Raw genomic sequence first — 19049 nt, forward strand, 5'->3', positions numbered from 1 at the left:
CCACATAGAGACCAAGGTTATGACGGCTTCCTTCATTCCCCCCAAGCGCATCCTCATGGGCCCCGGCCCCTCCGACGTGCCGCAGCGCGTGCTCGACGCGATGGCGCGCCCGACCATCGGCCACCTCGATCCGGCCTTCGTCGACCTGATGGAGCAGATCAAGTCCATGCTGCGCATGGCGTTCCAGACGCAGAACGCGCTGACCTTCCCGGTTTCGGCGCCGGGCTCGGCGGGGATGGAGATGTGCTTCGTCAACCTGGTCGAACCGGGCGACAAGGTCATCGTCTGCCGCAACGGCGTGTTCGGCGGCCGCATGCTGGAGAACGTCAAGCGCACCGGCGGCGTGCCCGTGATCGTCGACGACGCCTGGGGCGCGCCGGTCGATCCGCAGAAGGTGCGCGACGCCTTCAAGGCGAATCCCGATGCCAAGGTGCTGGCCTTCGTCCATGCGGAGACCTCGACCGGCGCGCAGTCCGGCGCCGAGGCGCTGGCGAAGATCGCGCAGGAACACGGCGCGCTGACCATCATGGACTGCGTGACCAGCCTCGGCGGCACGCCCGTCTACCTCGACAAGTGGGGCATCGACGCCGCCTACTCGGGCAGCCAGAAGTGCCTGTCGTGCACGCCCGGCCTCTCCCCGGTTTCGTTCTCCGAGCGGGCCATCGACAAGATCAAGGCGCGCAAGACGCCGGTGCAGAGCTGGTTCCTCGACCTCACCCTGGTGCTCGGCTACTGGCAGTCCGCCGGCAAGCGCACCTACCACCACACCGCGCCGATCAACCCGATGTACGGCCTGCACGAGTCGCTGGTGATGCTCGAGGAGGAAGGCCTGGAGAACTCGTGGGCGCGCCACCGCGCGATGCACGAGAAACTCAAGGCCGGCCTCGAGACCATGGGCCTGAAGTACGTGGTCGAAGAATCCGCGCGCCTGCCGCAGCTCAACTCGGTCTACGTGCCAGAAGGCGTCGACGAGGCCGCGATCCGCGCGCGCCTCCTGAACGAGTTCAATCTCGAAATCGGCGCCGGCCTCGGCGACATGGCCGGCAAGATCTGGCGCATCGGCCTGATGGGCTATTCGGCCAAGCAGGAGAACGTCGACTACTGCCTGAAGGCGCTCAAGGCCTGCCTCGCCTGAACGGCATCACGGCTAGAAAAAAGGCGCCATCACGGCGCCTTTTTTCTGCCCGGATTCTCGGCGAGGCGGAACTACGACAAGCCGAGTCGCTGCCAGATCGTGGTGCTCGGGCCCGCCTGGTTCATCGTGTAGAAGTGCAGGCCCGGCGCACCGCCGGCGAGCAGGCGCTCGCACAGGTCGGTGACGACGTCGAGGCCGAACGCGCGGATCGACGCGAGGTCGTCGCCGTAGCTCTCCAGCTTCTTCCTCAGCCAGCGCGGAATCTCCGCACCGCACGCGTCGGAGAAGCGCGCCAGCTGCACGTAGTTGCCGATCGGCATGATGCCCGGGACGACGGGAATCGCCACGCCCAGCGCACTCGCCTCGTCGACGAAGCGGAAATAGGCGTCGGCATTAAAGAAATATTGAGTGATCGCGGCGTTGGCGCCGGCGTCGACCTTGCGCTTGAAGTTGGCGAGGTCCTCGGTGTACGACCGCGCCTGCGGATGGATCTCGGGATAGGCCGCGACCTCGATCTCGAACCAGTCGCCGGTTTCCTTGCGGATGAAGGCCACCAGTTCATTGGCGTAGTGGAATTCGCCGACGTCCATCGAGCCCGACGGCAGGTCGCCGCGCAGCGCGACGAGGTGGCGGATGCCCTGGCGCTTGTACTCGTTGAGGATGTCGCGGATGTTCTCCTGCGTCGAGCCGATGCACGACAGGTGCGGTGCGGCCTCCGAGCCGCTCGCCTGGATCTCGCGCACGGTCTCCAGCGTGCGGTCGCGCGTCGAGCCGCCGGCGCCGAAGGTCACCGAGAAGAACTTGGGGTTGAGCTGCGCGAGCTGCTTCTGCGTCGCGCGCAGCTTCTCCGCGCCTTCCGCCGTCTTGGGCGGAAAGAATTCGAAGCTGAATGTGCGTTCGGTCATGAATCAACCTCTGGAAGGGGGAACGAGCGCGGAGAGCGCCCAGGCGATCACGCCGTAGAGGATCGCACCGACCATGGCCGAGACCAGGCCGTGCACCTGGAAGCCCGGCAGCAGCGCGCTGGCGAGCCAGAACAGCAGGCCGTTCAGCACCAGGTAGAAGATCCCCAGCGTGAGCACCGTGATCGGCAGCGTGAGGAGCGTCAGCACCGGCCGCACCAGCGTGTTGATGAAGCCCAGCACCAGCGCGGCGGCGAGCGCCGTGCCGAAGCCGGCGATCTCGATCGTCGGCAGCAGCCACGTCACCGCCAGCAGCGCGACGGCGTTCAGGATCCACAACAGCAGCAGGCGCATGGCACGCTCCTTTCAGGCGAGATCGATCAGTAGCGGTAGTGCTCGGCCTTGTACGGACCGGTCTTCGGCACGCCGATGTAGGACGCCTGCTGGTCGGTCAGTTCGGTGAGCTGCGCGTTGAGCTTCTTCAGCTGCAGGCGCGCGACCTTCTCGTCGAGGTGCTTGGGCAGCGTGTAGACGCCGATCGGATACTTGCCGGAATCGCGTTCCTGCCACAGCTCGATCTGCGCGATGGTCTGGTTGGCGAACGACGAGCTCATCACGTACGACGGATGGCCGGTGGCGCAGCCGAGGTTCACCAGCCGGCCCTTGGCAAGAAGAATGATCCGCTTGCCATCAGGGAAGATCACGTGGTCGACCTGCGGCTTGATCTCTTCCCACTGGTACTTCTCGATCGAGGCGACGTCGATTTCGTTGTCGAAGTGGCCGATGTTGCAGACGATGGCCTGGTCCTTCATCTTCGCCATGTGGTCGTGGTTGATGACGTGGAAGTTGCCGGTCGCGGTGACGAAGATGTCGGCCTTGTCGGCGGCGTACTCCATGGTCACGACGCGGTAGCCTTCCATCGCCGCCTGCAGCGCGCAGATCGGGTCGATCTCGGTCACCCACACCTGGGCGGAAAGGGCGCGCAGCGCCTGGGCGCTGCCCTTGCCGACGTCGCCGTATCCGCACACGACGGCGATCTTGCCGGCGACCATCACGTCGGTCGCGCGCTTGATGCCGTCGACCAGCGACTCGCGGCAGCCGTAGAGGTTGTCGAACTTCGACTTGGTGACCGAGTCGTTGACGTTGATCGCCGGGAACTTGAGCTCGCCCTTGGCATGCATCTGGTAGAGGCGGTGCACGCCGGTCGTGGTCTCCTCGGTCACGCCCTTCACCTGCGCGAGGCGCACCGAGTACCAGGTCGGATCGGTCGCGAGCTTGGCCTTGATCGCCGCATACAGCACCTGCTCTTCCTCGCTGGTCGGCTTGGCGATCACCGAGATGTCCTTCTCGGCGCGCGCGCCCAGGTGCAGCAGCAGCGTCGCGTCGCCGCCGTCGTCGAGGATCATGTTCGAATAGCCGCCGTCCGGCCATTCGAAGATGCGGTGCGTGTAGTCCCAGTAATCCTTCAGCGACTCGCCCTTGACCGCGAACACCGGGATGCCGTCCTTGGCGATGGCGGCGGCGGCGTGGTCCTGGGTCGAGAAGATGTTGCACGAGGCCCAGCGGACCTGCGCGCCGAGCGCGGTCAGCGTCTCGATCAGCACGGCGGTCTGGATGGTCATGTGCAGCGAACCGGTGATGCGCGCGCCCTTGAGCGGCTGGCTCCTGGCGAACTCCTCGCGGATCGCCATCAGGCCCGGCATTTCGGTTTCGGCGATGCGGATTTCCTTGCGGCCCCAGTCGGCAAGCGCAAGGTCGGCAATAACGTAATCGGCGGGGGAATTGAGTGCGGCGTTCATCACGCCCTCCTTTCGTTCAGAAAAAGAAAACGTGAGCGCCGTTGAAAGGAAGCGTCCCGAGCCTGGCGGGTGAACCGTCGCAGCGCTCCTCGGAACCAAGGCGGCATTCTACCCCGGAAGCGCCAAACGAAGAAAAAGAGCCGGACAATCCGGCTCTTTTTTACTTCTGCTAAACAGTTTTTTGGCTTACAAGCCCGCCGCCGCCTTCAACGCAGCCGCCTTGTCGGTGACCTCCCAGGTGAAATCCGGCTCCTCGCGGCCGAAGTGACCGTAGCTCGCGGTGCGCGTGTAGATCGGCCGCATCAGGTCGAGCATCTGGATGATGCCCTTGGGACGCAGGTCGAAGTGGCTGTGGATCAGTTCGACGATCTTGGCTTCGGGGATCTTGCCGGTGCCGAAGGTGTCGACCATCAGCGAGGTGGGCTTGGCGACGCCGATGGCGTAGCTGACCTGCACCATGCAGCGTTCGGCGAGGCCCGCGGCGACGATGTTCTTCGCCACGTAGCGGCCGGCGTAGGCGGCCGAGCGGTCGACCTTGGACGGGTCCTTGCCCGAGAACGCGCCGCCGCCGTGCGGGGCCGCACCGCCGTAGGTGTCGACGATGATCTTGCGGCCGGTGAGGCCGGCGTCGCCCATCGGGCCGCCGACGACGAAGCGGCCGGTCGGGTTGACGAGGTAACGCGTCTCGGCGGTCAGCATGTCCTTCGGCAGCACCGGCTTGATCACTTCCTCGATCACCGCCTCGGTCAGTACGGCGTGCGAGACCTCGGGATGGTGCTGGGTCGAGAGCACGACGGTGTCGATCGAATGCGGCTTGCCGTCGACGTAGCGGATCGACACCTGCGACTTGGCGTCCGGGCGCAGCCACGGCAGGCGGCCGTCCTTGCGCAGCTCGGACTGGCGTTCGGTGAGGCGGTGCGCGAGATAGATCGGCATCGGCATCAGCGTGGGCGTCTCGGTGCAGGCGTAGCCGAACATCAGGCCCTGGTCGCCGGCGCCCTGGTCGAGGAACAGGCCCTCGCCCTCGTTGACGCCCTGGGCGATATCGGGCGACTGCTTGCCGACCGCGACCATCACGGCGCAGGTGTTGTAGTCGAAGCCCTTTTCCGAGGAATCGTAGCCGATGCGCTTGACCGTCTGGCGCGCGACCGAGCTGAAGTCAATGACGGCGGAGGTCGTGATCTCGCCGGCGATGACGACGAGGCCCGTCGTCAGCAGCGTCTCGCATGCGACGCGGGCGTGTTTGTCCTGGGTTAGAATCGCGTCCAGCACCGCATCCGAGATTTGGTCAGCCATCTTGTCGGGATGACCCTCAGACACCGATTCCGAAGTAAAAATGAAATCCTTCTGCATGACAGCTCCTGTAGTCCCGGTTACCGACTGCGTAACCGGCTCTCGGGACCCACGGAGCGGCGACGCTTTAGCTGTATTTGTATCCCGCCCGCAAGTTGTCAAGATTAACGCGGCGGCAGCGGCATTGTGCCCTGCCCGCTCCGTCAGCGTCAATTCCCCCGCGAGGACGGCGTTCCACGCCGAGTGCGTCCGCCCGTCCGGGCAGGCGCCCGGACGGGGCCGCCTCGCGGCATGATGTTCCTGCTCAAGCTGCTGGCCCGCCTGCCGCTGCCGCTGCTGCATGGCCTCGGCATCGCGCTCGGCTGGGTGATCTACTGGGCGCCCGGGCGCCACTCGGCGCGCATGCGCGACAACGTCTTCCAGAGCAGCGTGTGCCAGCCGGGCGCCGATTGCCGGCGCCTGCTGCGCCGGGTCATCGGCGAATCCGGCAAGGCCATCGTCGAGCTGCTGCCGGTGTGGCTTCGTCCCTACGATCAAGTCGTGAAGCTGGTCAAGGGCACCAGCGGCTGGGAGCACCTCGACGCGGCACGCGCGGCCGGCCAGGGCATCATCCTGATCGGCCCGCACGTCGGCTGTTTCGAGATCATCAACCTGTATTACGCCGCGAGCCATCCGTTCACCGCGATGTACAAGCCGCCGCGCAAGGCGGTGCTGGCCGGCCTCATGCTGGCGGGCCGCCAGCGCGGCCAGGCGACGCTCGTCCCCACCGACCTGTCCGGCGTGCGGGCCCAGCTTGCCGCGCTGAAGCGGCGCGAGGCGATCGGCATCCTGCCCGACCAGGTCGCGAGCAGCGGCGACGGCGTGTGGGCGCCGTTCCTCGGGCGCCCGGCGTATACGCCGACGCTCGTCGCCAGCCTGCAGCGCAAGACCGGTGCGGCCGCCTTCTTCGCGGCGGCCGAGCGGCTCAGCTGGGGGCGCGGCTACCACATCCACATCTTCCCGCTCGCGGCGCCGCTGCCCGAGGACAAGGTCGCCGCCGCGACGGCGATCAACCAGGGCGTGGAGGACGTCGTGCGGCGCTTCCCGGCGCAATACCTGTGGAGCTACAACCGCCACAAGCGCCCCGGCGGCGTGCCGCCGCCCGACGAGTCGCAGGACGCATGAGCGCACGCCGCTCCGCCCGGATGCTGCGCCTTTCGCTGCTCCCGCTTTGGCTCGGGATGGGCGTGCTGTGGCTGCTGCACTGGCTGCCACTGCCCCTGCAGGCGGCGCTGGGCAACGCCCTCGGCGCGATGTTCGCGCGGCTGCCGGGGAAGCGCCGCCACGTCGTCGCCACCAATCTCGCCCTGTGTTTCCCGGACGTGCCGGCGGCCCGGCGCGCACGCTGGCTGCGGCAGACCTTCCAGGCGTCGATGCGCGCCGCGCTCGAGCATGGCGTGCTGTGGTGGGGCTCCGAGGCGCGGCTGCGGCACCTGATCCGCCTCGACAATCCGGAGGCGGTGCTCGGCGACGGGGTGCGGCCGGTGATCTGGCTCGCGCCGCATTTCGTCGGCCTCGACATGGGCGGCGTGCGGCTCAGCATGGACCGCCAGGTGGCGTCGATGTACGCGCCGTCGAAAAACCCGGCCTCCGACTGGCTGATGCTGCGCGGGCGCTCGCGCTTCCACGCGCCGGTGCTGGTCGCCAAGTCGGACGGCATCAAGCCGGTCCTGAAGGCGCTCAAGCAGCGCCTGCCGTTCTACTACCTGCCCGACCAGGACCAGGGGCGGCTCAACGCGGTGTTCGTGCCGTTCTTCGGCATCCAGACCGCAACCCTCTCGGCGCTGCCGCGGCTGGCGAAGCTGACGGGCGCCCAGGTCGTGCCGGTCATCACCCGCCAGCTGCCGGGTGGACAGGGCTACGCCGTGCGCTTCTACCCACCGTGGGACGATTATCCGAGCGACGATCTCGACGCCGACGTCGCGCGCATGAACGCCTTCATCGAAGAGCGTATCCGCGAGCTGCCCGCGCAATACCTGTGGCTGCACCGCCGCTTCAAGACGCGCCCGGAAGGCGAAGCCAGCGTCTATGAAAAGTGAGGCCGTGGTCGAGCGGCTGACGCCGCAGGACGTCGACGCCGTCAGTGCGCTCGCGCGCATCGTATGGCAGGCCACCTACCCGGCGCTGATCTCACAGTCGCAGATCGACGCGATGCTGGCCGACCGCTACGCCGCCGGCCGCGTCCGCGCGCAGCTCGACGATCCCGCCCATGCCTGGTGGGTCGCCCGGCGCGATGCCGGCCTCGTCGGCTTCGCACACGCCACGCGCGACGGCGCCGACTGCAAGCTCGACAAGCTCTACATCCACCCTGCGCAGCAGCGGCAGGGAATCGGCGCCGCGCTGCTGGACGCCGCATGCGACTGGGCGCGCGCGCAGCAGGCCCGGCACCTGCGGCTGCGGGTCAATCGCGGCAACGCGCAGGCGATCGCCGCCTACCGCAAATACGGCTTCCGCATCGTCGAATCGCGCGTATTCGACATCGGCGGGGGCTTCGTGATGGACGACCACGTGATGGAGCTTGCGCTATGAACTTCGCCAACCCCGACGACGCGACGCTTGGCGCGCTGCTCGACCGCGTTCGCACCATCGCGGTGGTCGGCCTCTCGCCGCAGCCCGCGCGCCCAAGCTACCGCGTGGCGCAGGCGATGCAGCACTATGGCTACCGCATCGTGCCGGTGCGCCCGCTGGTCGACCGCGTGCTGGGCGAGAAGGCCTACGCGAGCCTCGCCGACATCCCGTTCGCGGTCGACCTGGTCGACGTCTTCCGCGCGGCCGAACACGTACCCGCTATCGTCGAGCAGTGCCTGGCGCTACACTTGCCGGCAATCTGGATCCAGGAAGGCATCGTGCACGAGGCCGCTGCGCAGCGGGCGCTGGCCGGCGGCATGACGACGGTCATGGACCGCTGCCTTCTCAAGGATTACATCAGGCTCAAGACCGCATGAACGCACCGACAGGCATGAAGCTCCATTTCACCAAGATGCACGGTCTCGGCAACGACTTCGTCGTCTTCGACGGCGTCCGCCAGGCGATCGCGCTCACCCCCGAGCAGTGCCGCCGCATCGCCGACCGCCACTTCGGCGTCGGCTGCGACCAGATCCTGCTGGTCGAGAAATCCACCCGCGACGACGTCGACTTCCGCTACCGCATCTTCAACGCAGACGGCGGCGAGGTCGAGCAGTGCGGCAACGGCGCCCGCTGCTTCGTGCGCTTCGTGCACGACAAGGGGCTCACCGACAAGCCGGCCATCCGCGTGGAAACGGCCTCGGGCGTGATCGAGCCGCGGCTGCTCGACAGCGGCCTCGTCAAGGTCAACATGGGCGTGCCGCGCTTCGCGCCGGGCGAAATCCCCTTCGTCGCCAATGCCGAGGCGCTTACCTACCCGCTCGAGGTCGGCCAGCACCGGATCGAGATCGCCGTGGTGTCGATGGGCAACCCGCACGCCGTACTGCGGGTGAACGACCTCGACAGCGCACCCGTCGACATCCTCGGCGCCGCGATCGAATCGCACCGGCGCTTCCCGCAGCGGGTCAACGCCGGCTTCATGCAGGTGCTCACCCCGCACGACATCCGCCTGCGCGTCTACGAGCGCGGTGCCGGCGAGACGCTCGCCTGCGGCACCGGCGCCTGCGCCGCGGCGGTCGCCGGCATCCGCCAGGACTGGCTGCAAAGCCCGGTCAGCGTGCACACCCGCGGCGGCGACCTCGTCATCGAATGGGCCGGCCCCGGCCACGCGGTGCTGATGACCGGCCCGGCCGAAACCGTATTTGAAGGAGAGCTCGAACTCACATGAATGCCCCCAGCGACATGCAACCCGAACAGATCGCCGAGTACCTGACGCGGCATCCGAATTTCTTCAACGACTTTCCCACGCTGCTGGCGGACCTGCACATCCCGCACCCGCACGGCACCCACGCGGTGTCGATGAGCGAGCGCCAGCTGATCGCGATGCGCGACAAGGTCCGCATGCTCGAAAACAAGCTGGCCGAGCTGATCCAGTTCGGCGAAGAGAACGACGGCATTTCCGAGAAGCTGCACGCACTGACGCTGGCGCTCGTCACCGCCAGCCAGCCGCAGGACATTGCCGCCGCGCTGGCGATCCATCTGCGCGACGGTTTTGCCGTGCCGCACCATGCACTGCGGATCTGGACCCTGACCGGCGAACCGGTGCCGGGCCCGGAGCAGCCGGCGTCGCAGGCCGCGCGCGACACGGTGGCGGCGATGCCCCATCCGGCATGCGGGCCGCTCGCGATCCCGGAAGCAAGCAACTGGTTCGGCGAAATCGCGCCGCACCTGCGCGCGTTCGCCTGCATTCCGCTGCGCCCGGCGCCGGCCGCGGCACCGCTCGGCGTGCTGGTGCTGGCTTCGGAAGAAGCCAAGCGCTTCTATCCCGGCATGGGCACGCTCTACCTCGATCGCCTGAGCCAGCTGGTCGGCGCCGCGCTGGTGCGGATGCAGGGTTGAAGCCGGAAGCCGACCCTGTCCCCGCCGCTCTGCCGCGAACGGCCGAGGGGGCAGACGTCGTGCCTGCCGCAATCGAGGACTATCTGCGTCACCTCGCCGCCGAGCGGCGGCTGTCGCCGCACACGGTCGAAGCCTACCGGCGCGATCTCGCGAGCCTGAGCACGCTCACCAGCGCCACGCCGCTGGCTGAACTGACCGTCAGCGACATCCGCGGCGCCATCGTCCGGCTGCGCGCGCAGGGCCTTTCCCCCACCAGCGTGGCACGCCACCTGTCGAGCTGGCGCGGCTTCTACACCTTCGCATGCCGCCGCCTCGGCTATGCCGGCAATCCCTGCACCGGCCTGCGGCCGCCCAAGGCCGCCAAGGCCCTGCCCGATGTCCTCTCCCCCGATGCCTGCGCCCAGCTGCTCGACGGTCCCCCGGAAACCACGGGCGACCCCGCCCTGCAGGCGCGCGACCGCGCAATGTTCGAGCTGTTCTATTCGTCCGGCCTGCGCCTGTCCGAGCTCGTCGGCCTCGATCTGCCCGATCTCAACGTGCACGTGGGCGAAGCGCAGGTCACCGGCAAGGGGCGCAAGACGCGCATCGTCCCGGTCGGCACGCAGGCCCTGGCGGCGATCGCCGCGTGGCTGCCGGTTCGCACGAAACTGGCGCGCGACGACGTCGCCGCGCTCTTCGTCAATCGGCGCGGCGAGCGCCTGACGCCGCGCAGCGTGCAGCTGCGCCTCGCGCGCTGGGCACGGCAGGCCGGCCTCGGCCAGCACGTCCATCCGCACATGCTGCGCCACGCGTTCGCAACGCACGTGCTGCAGTCGTCGGGCGACCTGCGGGCGGTGCAGGACATGCTCGGCCACGCCAGCATCAGCACGACCCAGGTCTACACCCACCTCGACTGGCAGCATCTGGCCAAGGTCTACGACCAGGCCCACCCGCGGGCACGCAAGAAGGGCTGATCGCACGCCGCCTCGGCGTGAGCGTTCACTTCGCCTGACCGCGGCGTTTTCCAGCTATTCAGAATCCCGGCAGGCCGCCGATTCCTCCGTCATGCGCCTTCCGTTCCCGTCTCCGTTCGCCCGCCTCGCGCACGCGCTGCGCCCGGCGCATCTCAGTACGCACGACCGCGTCATGGGCGCGGTCCTGCTCGTCCTGGCCGTCGTGCTCGGCCTCGCGGGCCAGCAGGCGCTGCGAATCGCCCGCCAGGACGCCGACGCGGCCCTGCACGTGCAGGCAGCCGCGCAGCTCGCCGCGCTGTCGCAGACGGTGGCCGATGCGGCGGTCCGGCGCGACTACGCAGGCGTGCGTGCGCAGCTGCGGACGCCGATCGAGCAGGGCAATCTGCGCTACGTCGAGTACGTGGCGCCCGACGGCCGCAGCCTGCGCGAGCGGGGCCCGGCACCCGTCGCGGACCGCCCCGCCTGGTTCGCGCGGATGGCGAACGTCGCGATGCCGGTCCTGCAGGACGATCTGATCGTCCGCGGGACCTATGGCGGCCGCCTTCTGATCCAGCCCTCTTCCCATTCCTACGAGGACTTCCTGTGGCATCTGGGCATCCGGCTGGCGGCGCTGGTCGGCTTCGCCTTCGCGCTGCTGGCCTGGCTGACCCATGTCCTGCTGCGCCACAATCTGAAGGATCTTGACCGGCTGAGCGGCACGGCGCGCCAGATCGAGGCCGGCGACTACGGCGTGCGCATTCCTGTCCGCCCGGGCAGCCCGCCCGAACTCCAGGAAGCGGCGCGCGCGTTCAACACCATGAGCGCATCGCTCGAGCGCCTGCTCACCGACCTGGGCGAACAGCAGAATGCGCTCGACAGCGCGGCCAGCGTGACCGAGGCGGATCTCGCCGGCAACATCACCTTCGCCAACGATCTCTTCTGCATCCTCAGCGGCTACACGCGCGAGGAACTGGTCGGACGGACGCACCGCATCGTCGATTCGGGCCACCACGACGTCGCCTTCTTCGACGACCTGTGGCACACCATCTCCAGCGGGCGGACCTGGCACGGCGAGATCTGCAGCCGGGCCAAGGACGGGCGCCTGTTCTGGACGGCAGCCACCATCATCCCGATCAAGGACGACGACGGCCTGCCGCTGAAATACCTGTCGATCCACTTCGACATCACCCAGCGCAAGCTCGACGAGGTCGCGCTCAACAACGAGAAGGAACGCTGGCAGGTCACGCTGCAGTCGATCAACGACGCGGTGGTCGTCACCAATACCCACAACCAGGTGATCTACCTCAACCCGGCCGCCGAGACGCTGCTCGGCATCGCACTCGAGGATGCCCTGCTGAACTCGCTCGGCGACGTGATGCGCCTGGACCAGATGACCGGCGACGAGGATGCGCCGGCGTGCTTCCTGTCGCCGCTCCCCGGCGTGCACGGGCAGACCGGATCGGCCCAGCTGCATACCCGCCTGGGCCAGCACCTCGCCATCAGCTACAGCTGCGCCCCGCTCTCGGGGCACGGCGGCCTCGGTGCGGTCTACGTGCTGCGCGACGAGACGGAAAAAAAGGAACTATTCGACAGCCTGCGCGAAATGGCCTTCCACGACACCCTGACGGCGCTGCCGAACCGCCGCGCGGTCGAGGGGCGCCTCGCCCGTGCGCTGCGCACCGCGCGCGACCTCGCGCAGCAGCATGCGTTCTGCTACATCGACCTCGACCAGTTCAAGCTGGTGAACGACACCTGCGGCCATTCGGTCGGCGACGCGCTGCTGGCGGACATCGCGCAGACCATGAAGGCCGCGCTCCCCGAGCAGGCCTACCTCGGCCGCCTCGGGGGCGACGAGTTCGGCCTCATCCTGTTCGACACCCGCCCCGAGGAGGCGAACCGCGTGTGCCGCGAGCTGGTGCAGCGCATCCGCAACTTCCGCTTCGAGCACAAGGGGCGGCGCTTCACGCTCGGCGCCTGCGCCGGCATCGCCCCCATCACCGAGTCCGCCACGACGGCCGGCGACATCATGATCCAGGCCGACATGGCGTGCTATCGGGCGAAGTCCGAGGGCAGCGGCCGGGTCATGCTGTACGAGGCCGACGAGGTCGGCTTCCGTCGCCTGGAGGCGGAAATGGGTTGGGCCGCCGACTTTGCGCAAGCGCTCGATGCCAACCAGTTCCTGCCGTATCGCCAGCTGATCCAGCCCGCCTCGCGTGACGGCCAGCCGCACTACGAAGTGCTGATCCGCTGGCAGCGCGACGGCACGGTCGAAGGCCCGGCCAAGCTGCTGCCGGCGCTGGAGCGCTACGGCCAGGCGCCGATCCTCGACCGCTGGATGGTCGAGTCGGTGATTTCCTATCTGGCCCGGCAGCCGGACGACAACGCCGTGTACTTCATCAACCTCTCGGGCAAGACCGTCGCCGACGAATCCTTCCTCGGCACCGTGTGCTACCTGCTCGACCACTACGGCGTCGACGGCGCGCGCCTCGGCTTCGAGGTCACCGAGACCGCAGCCGTCGTCAACCTGACGGACGCCCAGCGCCTGATCGAAGGACTGCGCGAACGCGGCTGCCAGTTCGCGCTCGACGACTTCGGCCGCGACGCCTCCTCGTTCTTCTATCTGAAGCATCTGCCGGCCGATTTCCTGAAGATCGACGGCGCGTTCGTGCGCGGCATGCTGAACGACCGGCGCGACCAGGCCATCGTCCGTTCGATCGCGCAGCTGGCGCGCGACTTCGGCATGCATTCGGTGGCCGAGCAGGTGGAGGACCAGGAGATGGCCGCGCTGCTCGAGGACATGGGGGTCGACTACCTGCAGGGCTACCACATCCATCGCCCCGAGGCTTTCCCGTTCTGGCAGCCGCTCGGCGAGTTGCAGGCGCCCGCGACGCGCGCGGCGCACCTGAAGCTCGTCCGCTAGCGTCAGTCGATCACGGTCTGCGCCGCGCCCGCGACCGGATCGGGATAGCGCATGTCGAGGCCTTCCAGCGCATCGATCAGCAGGCTCGACACCATCAGGTTGCGCGCCAGCTTGCTGTTGGCGGGAATCACGTGCCAAGGCGCATGCGGCGTGCTGGTCGCGGACAGCGCCGCCTCGTAGGCGTCCATGTAGTCATCCCAGCGGGCGCGCACGGCAAGATCGCCGGGCTGGAACTTCCACTGCTTCTCGGGATCGTCGCGCCGTTCCTCCAGGCGTTTCTTCTGCTCGTCCTTCGAGATGTGCAGATAGAACTTCAGGATCGTCGTGCCGGTCTCGGCGAGCATGCCCTCGAAGTCGTTGATCTGGCGGTAGCGCCGCTTGCACTCGTCCGCGTCGATCCAGCCGTTGACCCGCGTGACCAGCACGTCCTCGTAGTGCGAGCGGTTGAAGATGGCGATCTCGCCGGCACCCGGCACGTGCGGATGGACGCGCCAGAGGAAGTCGTGCGCGAGTTCCGCCGGCGTCGGCACCTTGAAGCAGGCCACCTTGACGCCGAGCGGGTCGACGCCCTGGAAGACGTGGCGGATGGTCGAGTCCTTGCCCGCCGTGTCCATCGCCTGCAGGACCACCAGCAGCCTGTGGCGGCCCTCCGCGTAGAGCAGCTCCTGCAGGGTCTCGAGCCGGCTCCGGTGCGCGTCGAGGAGCGCGTGCGCGTCGGCCTTGTGCTTGCCGACGATGGCGTCGTCGTCGGGATCCCAGTGCGACAGCCTGACCTTGCTGCCGGGCTTGATGCGCGTGGCGGCCGGCTTCATGTCGGTTCCCCCGGCGGCGTCAGGGTCATCCAGCCTCCCAGCGCGCCGCGGATCTCGCCCAGCGTGAGGTGGCGCATGAACGCGCGGTTGCCCGGCGCCATCTGGTTCCACGCGCAGGTCATGCCGCGCAGATTCGGCTGCGCCGGGTCGCGCAGGCGGAAGGCGGTGATGTAGTAGAGAAACGAGGGCTCGCCGTCGTCGAACCCCCAGTGCGCCTTCACGAACGGCGATCCCGCGGCGCCGGCGAAGACGGTGCTGATGCTGCGCGTCACCCGCAGTACCTCGAAGCGGCCGGGCTGCAGGATCTGCGGCGCGTCGCTCACGGTATCCAGCTCGACCATGCAGAACGGATCCTGCTCCTGCACGCCATTGCGCGGCACGACGTGGCCGTACTGCAGGCGCACCGTCGCGGCGCCGGCCGGAATCGTCAGCGGCCGGTGCAGGTGCGCCGTCCAGCCGGTCGTATAGGCGTAATAGGGCGAAGCCGGGTCGGTCGACTGCAAGCCCGCGCACGACCCCAGCAGCAACGCCAATCCCCATCCGATCGCTCGCATTTCCACCCCCGTCTCTCGCTTCGTCCGTTATTCCGGTTTAATCCGGAACCACGCCGCATACAAGGCCGGCAGGAAAAACAGCGTGAGGAGCGTGGCCGCGATCAACCCGCCCATCACCGCGACCGCCATCGGCCCCCAGAAGATCGAGCGCGACAGCGGGATCATCGCCAGCACGGCGGCGGCGGCGGTGAGGCTGATCGGCCGCATGCGCCGGACCGTCGACTCGATCACGGCGTCCCACTGCGACAGCCCGCGCGCGATGTCCTGGCGGATCTGGTCGACCAGGATCACCGAGTTGCGCATGATCATGCCGGCCAGCGAGATGATGCCCAGCAGCGCGACGAAGCCCATCGGCCGCCCGCTCGCGAGCAGCGCGATCGCCACCCCGATCAAGCCCAGCGGCGCCGTCAGCACCACCAGCATGACGCGCGAGAAGCTGCCGAGCTGGAGCATCAGCAGCGACAGCGTGCTGATCACGATCAGCGGCCACGAAGCGGCAATCGCGGCATTCGCCTTGGCGCTGCTCTCGACCGGCCCGCCGACCTCGAGGCGGAAGCCGGGCGGCAGCTGCGCCTGGAAGGCGGCCACCCGGGGCGCGAGCGACTCGATGATCGTGGCCGGCTGGGTGTCGCCGACCGGGTCCCCGCGCACCGTGATCGTCGGCAGGCGATCGCGCCGCCAGATCACGCCGTCCTCGAACACCGGCGCGAGGTGGGCGACCTGCCCGAGCGTCACGCTGCGGCCGCCGAAGCTGCCGATCGGCAGGGTCTTCAGCGCGTCGACGTCGCGATGTTCCTGGCGCGGAATGCGCAGGACGACATCGATGAGCTGATCGTCCTCGCGGAACTGGGTCACGGTCGCGCCGGACAGCTCGAGCGCCAGCAGACGGCCGACGGCATCCGAGCTCAACCCGAGCGCCTTGATCTTGTCCTGGTCGAGCTGCGCCCGGATCGCGAGCGACTGCTCGTTCCAGTCGAGATTCACGGCCGTCACCTGCGGCTGCGCGGCGAGGATGCGGCGCAGCTTCTCCGCTTCGAACTTGAGGCGCGGGATGTCGTTGCCGGACAGCCGGTACTGCACCGGATAGCCGGCGGGCGGGCCGTATTCGAAGCGCACGGCGCGTCCGCGCACGTTCGGGAACTGCGTGTCGAACAGCGCGCGAATGCGGGCAAGCTCGCGCTCGCGCGCAGGGATGTCCCGGGCGATGACGACGAGCTGCGCGAAGTTGCGATTGGCCAGCCGCTGGTCCAGCGCGAGCACGAAGCGCGGCGCGCCCTGGCCGATGTAGGTGACGACGTGCGCGACGTCGCGGTCGTGCCGCAGCAGGCCCTCGAGCCGCACCGCCTCCGCGCGCGTGGCCTCGATCGAGGCGCCTTCCGGCAGCCACATCTCGACGAGGATCTCGAGGCGGTCGGATTGCGGGAAGAACTGCTTCTCGACCCGCTGCATCGCGGCCAGCCCGACGAGCAGCGCCGCGACCGTCAGGGCGATCACGGTACGCCGATGCGCCAGGCACCAGGTCACCATCGCACGGAAGCGCCGGTAGAACGGCGTCAGGTAGGCCGCATCCTCGTCGGCCACCTGGTGCGCCGGCTTCAGCAGCACATGGCCCAGGTAGGGCGTCACCACGACCGCGACGGCCCACGACGCCAGCAGCGCGATCGTCGTCACGGCAAAGATGGCGAAGGTGTATTCGCCCACCGCCGACTTGGCGAGCGCGATCGGCAGGAACGCGGTCGCGGTCAGCAGCGTGCCGGTCAGCATCGGGAAGGCGGTCGACTGGAAGGCGTAGGTCGCCGCCTCGAAGCGCCCCCAGCCGGATTCGAGCTTGTGCGCGATCATCTCCACCGCGATGATCGCGTCGTCGACCAGGAGGCCGAGCGCGATGATCAGCGCGCCGGTGGAAATGCGGTGCAGGCCGATATCGAACAGCCACATGGCGGTGAACGTGATCGCCAGCACGACCGGGATCGACAGCGTCACCACCAGGCCCGCGCGCCACTTGAGCGCGAGGAAGGTGACCGCCAGCACGATCGCGACCGCCTCGAAGAAGCTTTCCATGAACAGCTTGACCGCGCGGCGGACGATGCTGGGCTGGTCGTGGACCTGCTGGATCTCCACGCCGACCGGCAGCGTCCGCTGCAGGCGCGCCATCGTCGCCGCCACGTCGCGTCCCATCGCGACGACGTCGCCGCCGTCCGCCAGCGACACGCCGAGCAGCACCGCCGGCTCGCCCTGGGAACGGACTTCGGTGGCGGGCGGATCCTCGTAGCGGCGCGTCACCTCGGCGATGTCGCCCAGGCGCAGGGTGCGCGCCCCGACGCGGATCGGCGTTTCGCGCAGCCGCTCGACGTCGGTGTAGCTTCCGCTGATGCGCAGCGGGATCGACAATTGGCCGTTCTCGATCCGGCCATTGGCGACGACGCCGTTCTGCTCCTGCACCGCCTGCGTGATCTGCTGCGGCGTGAGGTCGAGCGTCGCCAGCTTCTGCGCAGGCACTTCGAGGTAGATCTTCTCCGGCACGATGCCGAACAGTTCGACCTTGCCGACGTTGGGCAGGCGCCTCACCTCGCGCTGCGCCTCTTCCGCCGCGCGCCGCAGGTCGGCGCGGCTGAAGCCGTCGCCGGTGAAGGCGTAGATCGAACCGAAGGTGTCGCCGAACTCGTCGTTGAAAAACGGGCCTTCCACGCCGGCCGGCAATTCCCCCTTGAGATCGCCGATCTTCTTGCGCACGCGGTACCACGCATCGGCCACGTCGCGCCCGCGCACGGTTTCCTTGAGCGTCACGAAGAGCGCGGTTTCGCCGGCCTTGGCGTAGCTCTGCACGAAGTCGAGTTCGGGCATCTCCTGCAGGCGCTTCTCGATGCGCTCGGTCAGCTGCTCCGACACTTCCTGCGCCGTCGCGCCGGGCCACCGCGCCTGGACCAGCATCGTCTTGAAGGTGAACGGCGGATCCTCGGCCTGGCCCAGATGGAAGTAGGCGCGCACGCCGACCAGCAGGATCAGCACGATGAAGAAGCGCACCAGCGCCGGGTGCTCGATCGCCCAGCGCGACAGGTTCCCGCGCCCGGGGACGAAGGGCGGGCCGGCGCTCATGAACGCTCGGGCGCGACCAGACGCACCTCCTGCCCGGGCGCGATCTTGTGGACTCCCGCCGTCACCACCCACTCACCCGCGGCCAGTCCCGAGACGATGACCGCGCGCGTGCCGTCGAGCCCGCCGATCTGCACGCTGCGCGCCGCGACCTTGTGCGTCCGCGGGTCGACCACCCAGACCTGCGGCTTGCCGTCGACCCGGAACAGCGCCGTCTGGGCGACCGACAGGCGGGGCGCTGCCGCCGTGCCGATTTCGACCGTGGCCGTCATGCCCAGCTTCACGTCGGCATCGGGATCGAGCAGGCTCACGCGCGCGCTGTAGGTGCGGGTCGCCGGGTCGGCCATCGGCGACACCTCGCGCAGCCGCCCGGCATACGCCTTCTGCGGCGCCGCCCACAGCCGGATGCGCGGCGCACGTTCCGCGCGCAAGGCCTGCAGGGCATTTTCCGGAACGTCGATGCGCACCTCGCGCTCGCCGCGCTGCGCCACTCGCGCGACCGGCTGCCCGGCCGCCACGACCTGCCCCGCCTCGAATGCCACCGCCGTCACCACGCCGGCATGCGGTGCCGCCAGCCGCGTGTATGCCTGCTGGTTGTCCTGGCGCGCGGCCTCGGCGCGCAGCGCGCGCACCCGCGCGGCGGCCGCATCGGCCGTGGCGCGGCGACGATCGAGTTCGGCGGCGGAAATGAAGTTGCGCGCATGCAGTTCGGCAAAGCGCTGCAGGTCCTGCTGCGCCAGCCTGGCGTCCGTCTCGGCGGCCGCCAGCTGCGCACGCGCGGCGCGCGCCGCGAGCGCGTAATCCTGCGGATCGAGCGTGGCGATGAGCTGTCCGGCCCGGACTTCGCTGCCCACCTCGACCGCGCGGGTCCGGACCCGCCCGCCGACGCGGAACGCGAGGTCGGTCTCGTAGCGCGCGCGCACCTCCCCCGCGTAACGGCTGCCCTGCACGGCCGCCTCCACACCCACCCGCTCGGCGCGGACCGGCCGGATGTCGGGCGGCGGCGCCTGCGGCGCGTCACGCCCGCAGCTGGCCAGAACGAGCACGAGGAGGGTCGGCAGGAATCGGGGGCGCATCGGCAGATTATCGCCCAAGGACGCCGATTC

At 68.7% G+C, this 19049-nt stretch carries 17 protein-coding genes and 1 riboswitch; of the genes, 9 read left to right on the plus strand and 8 right to left on the minus strand.

Annotated features, from left to right (window positions below; all coding sequences use genetic code 11):
• Nucleotides 1-19: 19 nt before the first annotated feature.
• Entirely contained in the window at nucleotides 20-1135 is a 1116-nt protein-coding gene (locus tag VA613_RS13420) for a pyridoxal-phosphate-dependent aminotransferase family protein (protein WP_324779524.1), read from the plus strand.
• A 71-nt stretch (nucleotides 1136-1206) separates the two neighbouring features.
• On the opposite strand, the gene metF is transcribed toward VA613_RS13420, so the two are convergent.
• The 4 genes from metF to metK form a co-directional block, all read right to left on the minus strand.
• Complete coding sequence (gene metF, locus VA613_RS13425; protein ID WP_324779525.1) at nucleotides 1207-2040, minus strand: methylenetetrahydrofolate reductase [NAD(P)H]; 834 nt, start codon at nucleotides 2038-2040, stop codon at nucleotides 1207-1209.
• A gap of 3 nt (nucleotides 2041-2043) precedes the next feature.
• Nucleotides 2044-2391: a phage holin family protein gene (locus VA613_RS13430; RefSeq protein WP_324779526.1), complete on the minus strand. Its 348-nt coding sequence runs from the start codon at nucleotides 2389-2391 to the stop codon at nucleotides 2044-2046.
• Nucleotides 2392-2417: 26 nt separating this feature from the next.
• Entirely contained in the window at nucleotides 2418-3836 is a 1419-nt protein-coding gene (gene ahcY / locus VA613_RS13435; protein ID WP_324779527.1) for an adenosylhomocysteinase, read from the minus strand.
• Between the two features lie 26 nt (nucleotides 3837-3862).
• Nucleotides 3863-3933: riboswitch (S-adenosyl-L-homocysteine riboswitch) on the minus strand.
• A gap of 89 nt (nucleotides 3934-4022) precedes the next feature.
• Nucleotides 4023-5189 (minus strand): methionine adenosyltransferase, encoded by a 1167-nt coding sequence (gene metK, locus VA613_RS13440; protein ID WP_324779528.1) that lies wholly within the window; start codon nucleotides 5187-5189, stop codon nucleotides 4023-4025.
• Between the two features lie 231 nt (nucleotides 5190-5420).
• Between metK and VA613_RS13445 the strand changes: the two genes are divergently transcribed.
• From VA613_RS13445 to VA613_RS13480, 8 genes are all read left to right on the plus strand, one after another.
• Nucleotides 5421-6293 carry a lysophospholipid acyltransferase family protein gene (locus tag VA613_RS13445; protein ID WP_324779529.1) on the plus strand — a complete coding sequence of 291 codons (873 nt, stop codon included), beginning with the start codon at nucleotides 5421-5423 and terminating at the stop codon, nucleotides 6291-6293.
• Complete coding sequence (locus tag VA613_RS13450; RefSeq protein WP_324779530.1) at nucleotides 6290-7207, plus strand: LpxL/LpxP family acyltransferase; 918 nt, start codon at nucleotides 6290-6292, stop codon at nucleotides 7205-7207. Before VA613_RS13445 ends, VA613_RS13450 begins: the two co-directional genes overlap by 4 nt.
• The gene (locus tag VA613_RS13455; protein WP_324779531.1) at nucleotides 7197-7697 is read left to right on the plus strand and encodes a GNAT family N-acetyltransferase; all 501 of its coding nucleotides are present in this window, start codon (nucleotides 7197-7199) and stop codon (nucleotides 7695-7697) included. The genes VA613_RS13450 and VA613_RS13455 overlap by 11 nt, the downstream gene beginning before the upstream one ends.
• Entirely contained in the window at nucleotides 7694-8113 is a 420-nt protein-coding gene (locus tag VA613_RS13460; RefSeq protein ID WP_324779532.1) for a CoA-binding protein, read from the plus strand. Before VA613_RS13455 ends, VA613_RS13460 begins: the two co-directional genes overlap by 4 nt.
• A 14-nt stretch (nucleotides 8114-8127) precedes the next feature.
• A complete protein-coding gene (gene dapF, locus VA613_RS13465; protein ID WP_324781255.1) occupies nucleotides 8128-8961 on the plus strand; it encodes a diaminopimelate epimerase in 834 nt (277 codons plus the stop codon).
• Complete coding sequence (locus VA613_RS13470; RefSeq protein ID WP_324779533.1) at nucleotides 8958-9632, plus strand: DUF484 family protein; 675 nt, start codon at nucleotides 8958-8960, stop codon at nucleotides 9630-9632. Before dapF ends, VA613_RS13470 begins: the two co-directional genes overlap by 4 nt.
• 59 nt (nucleotides 9633-9691) lie before the next feature.
• The gene (gene xerC, locus VA613_RS13475) at nucleotides 9692-10585 is read left to right on the plus strand and encodes a tyrosine recombinase XerC (RefSeq protein ID WP_324779534.1); all 894 of its coding nucleotides are present in this window, start codon (nucleotides 9692-9694) and stop codon (nucleotides 10583-10585) included.
• Nucleotides 10586-10676: 91 nt separating this feature from the next.
• Complete coding sequence (locus tag VA613_RS13480) at nucleotides 10677-13484, plus strand: EAL domain-containing protein (protein ID WP_324779535.1); 2808 nt, start codon at nucleotides 10677-10679, stop codon at nucleotides 13482-13484.
• Nucleotides 13485-13486: 2 nt separating this feature from the next.
• Here VA613_RS13480 and VA613_RS13485 read toward each other — a convergent pair whose 3' ends face one another.
• The 4 genes from VA613_RS13485 to VA613_RS13500 are packed head-to-tail and all read right to left on the minus strand — an operon-like array spanning nucleotide 13487 to nucleotide 19019.
• Nucleotides 13487-14296, minus strand: coding sequence for a polyphosphate kinase 2 family protein (locus VA613_RS13485; protein ID WP_324779536.1), 810 nt, complete (start codon nucleotides 14294-14296; stop codon nucleotides 13487-13489).
• Nucleotides 14293-14850: a hypothetical protein gene (locus VA613_RS13490; RefSeq protein WP_324779537.1), complete on the minus strand. Its 558-nt coding sequence runs from the start codon at nucleotides 14848-14850 to the stop codon at nucleotides 14293-14295. Before VA613_RS13490 ends, VA613_RS13485 begins: the two co-directional genes overlap by 4 nt.
• Before the next feature lie 27 nt (nucleotides 14851-14877).
• Nucleotides 14878-17946, minus strand: coding sequence for an efflux RND transporter permease subunit (locus VA613_RS13495; RefSeq protein ID WP_324779538.1), 3069 nt, complete (start codon nucleotides 17944-17946; stop codon nucleotides 14878-14880).
• Nucleotides 17943-19019 carry an efflux RND transporter periplasmic adaptor subunit gene (locus VA613_RS13500; protein ID WP_324779539.1) on the minus strand — a complete coding sequence of 359 codons (1077 nt, stop codon included), beginning with the start codon at nucleotides 19017-19019 and terminating at the stop codon, nucleotides 17943-17945. The genes VA613_RS13495 and VA613_RS13500 overlap by 4 nt, the downstream gene beginning before the upstream one ends.
• Nucleotides 19020-19049: the final 30 nt, after the last annotated feature.

The organism is Thiobacillus sp. SCUT-2 (genome assembly GCF_035621355.1).
GTDB classification, from domain to species: domain Bacteria; phylum Pseudomonadota; class Gammaproteobacteria; order Burkholderiales; family Thiobacillaceae; genus Thiobacillus; species Thiobacillus sedimenti.

Excerpts from the sequence above, each read along its gene's own strand:
- VA613_RS13420 (WP_324779524.1), top strand. The coding sequence starts at position 20 with ATGACGGCTTCCTTCATTCCCCCCAAGCGCATCCTCATGGGCCCCGGC.
- metF (WP_324779525.1), bottom strand. The coding sequence starts at position 2,040 with ATGACCGAACGCACATTCAGCTTCGAATTCTTTCCGCCCAAGACGGCG.
- VA613_RS13430 (WP_324779526.1), bottom strand. The coding sequence starts at position 2,391 with ATGCGCCTGCTGCTGTTGTGGATCCTGAACGCCGTCGCGCTGCTGGCG.
- ahcY (WP_324779527.1), bottom strand. The coding sequence starts at position 3,836 with ATGAACGCCGCACTCAATTCCCCCGCCGATTACGTTATTGCCGACCTT.
- metK (WP_324779528.1), bottom strand. The coding sequence starts at position 5,189 with ATGCAGAAGGATTTCATTTTTACTTCGGAATCGGTGTCTGAGGGTCAT.
- VA613_RS13445 (WP_324779529.1), top strand. The coding sequence starts at position 5,421 with ATGATGTTCCTGCTCAAGCTGCTGGCCCGCCTGCCGCTGCCGCTGCTG.
- VA613_RS13450 (WP_324779530.1), top strand. The coding sequence starts at position 6,290 with ATGAGCGCACGCCGCTCCGCCCGGATGCTGCGCCTTTCGCTGCTCCCG.
- VA613_RS13455 (WP_324779531.1), top strand. The coding sequence starts at position 7,197 with ATGAAAAGTGAGGCCGTGGTCGAGCGGCTGACGCCGCAGGACGTCGAC.
- VA613_RS13460 (WP_324779532.1), top strand. The coding sequence starts at position 7,694 with ATGAACTTCGCCAACCCCGACGACGCGACGCTTGGCGCGCTGCTCGAC.
- dapF (WP_324781255.1), top strand. The coding sequence starts at position 8,128 with ATGAAGCTCCATTTCACCAAGATGCACGGTCTCGGCAACGACTTCGTC.
- VA613_RS13470 (WP_324779533.1), top strand. The coding sequence starts at position 8,958 with ATGAATGCCCCCAGCGACATGCAACCCGAACAGATCGCCGAGTACCTG.
- VA613_RS13480 (WP_324779535.1), top strand. The coding sequence starts at position 10,677 with ATGCGCCTTCCGTTCCCGTCTCCGTTCGCCCGCCTCGCGCACGCGCTG.
- VA613_RS13485 (WP_324779536.1), bottom strand. The coding sequence starts at position 14,296 with ATGAAGCCGGCCGCCACGCGCATCAAGCCCGGCAGCAAGGTCAGGCTG.
- VA613_RS13490 (WP_324779537.1), bottom strand. The coding sequence starts at position 14,850 with ATGCGAGCGATCGGATGGGGATTGGCGTTGCTGCTGGGGTCGTGCGCG.
- VA613_RS13495 (WP_324779538.1), bottom strand. The coding sequence starts at position 17,946 with ATGAGCGCCGGCCCGCCCTTCGTCCCCGGGCGCGGGAACCTGTCGCGC.
- VA613_RS13500 (WP_324779539.1), bottom strand. The coding sequence starts at position 19,019 with ATGCGCCCCCGATTCCTGCCGACCCTCCTCGTGCTCGTTCTGGCCAGC.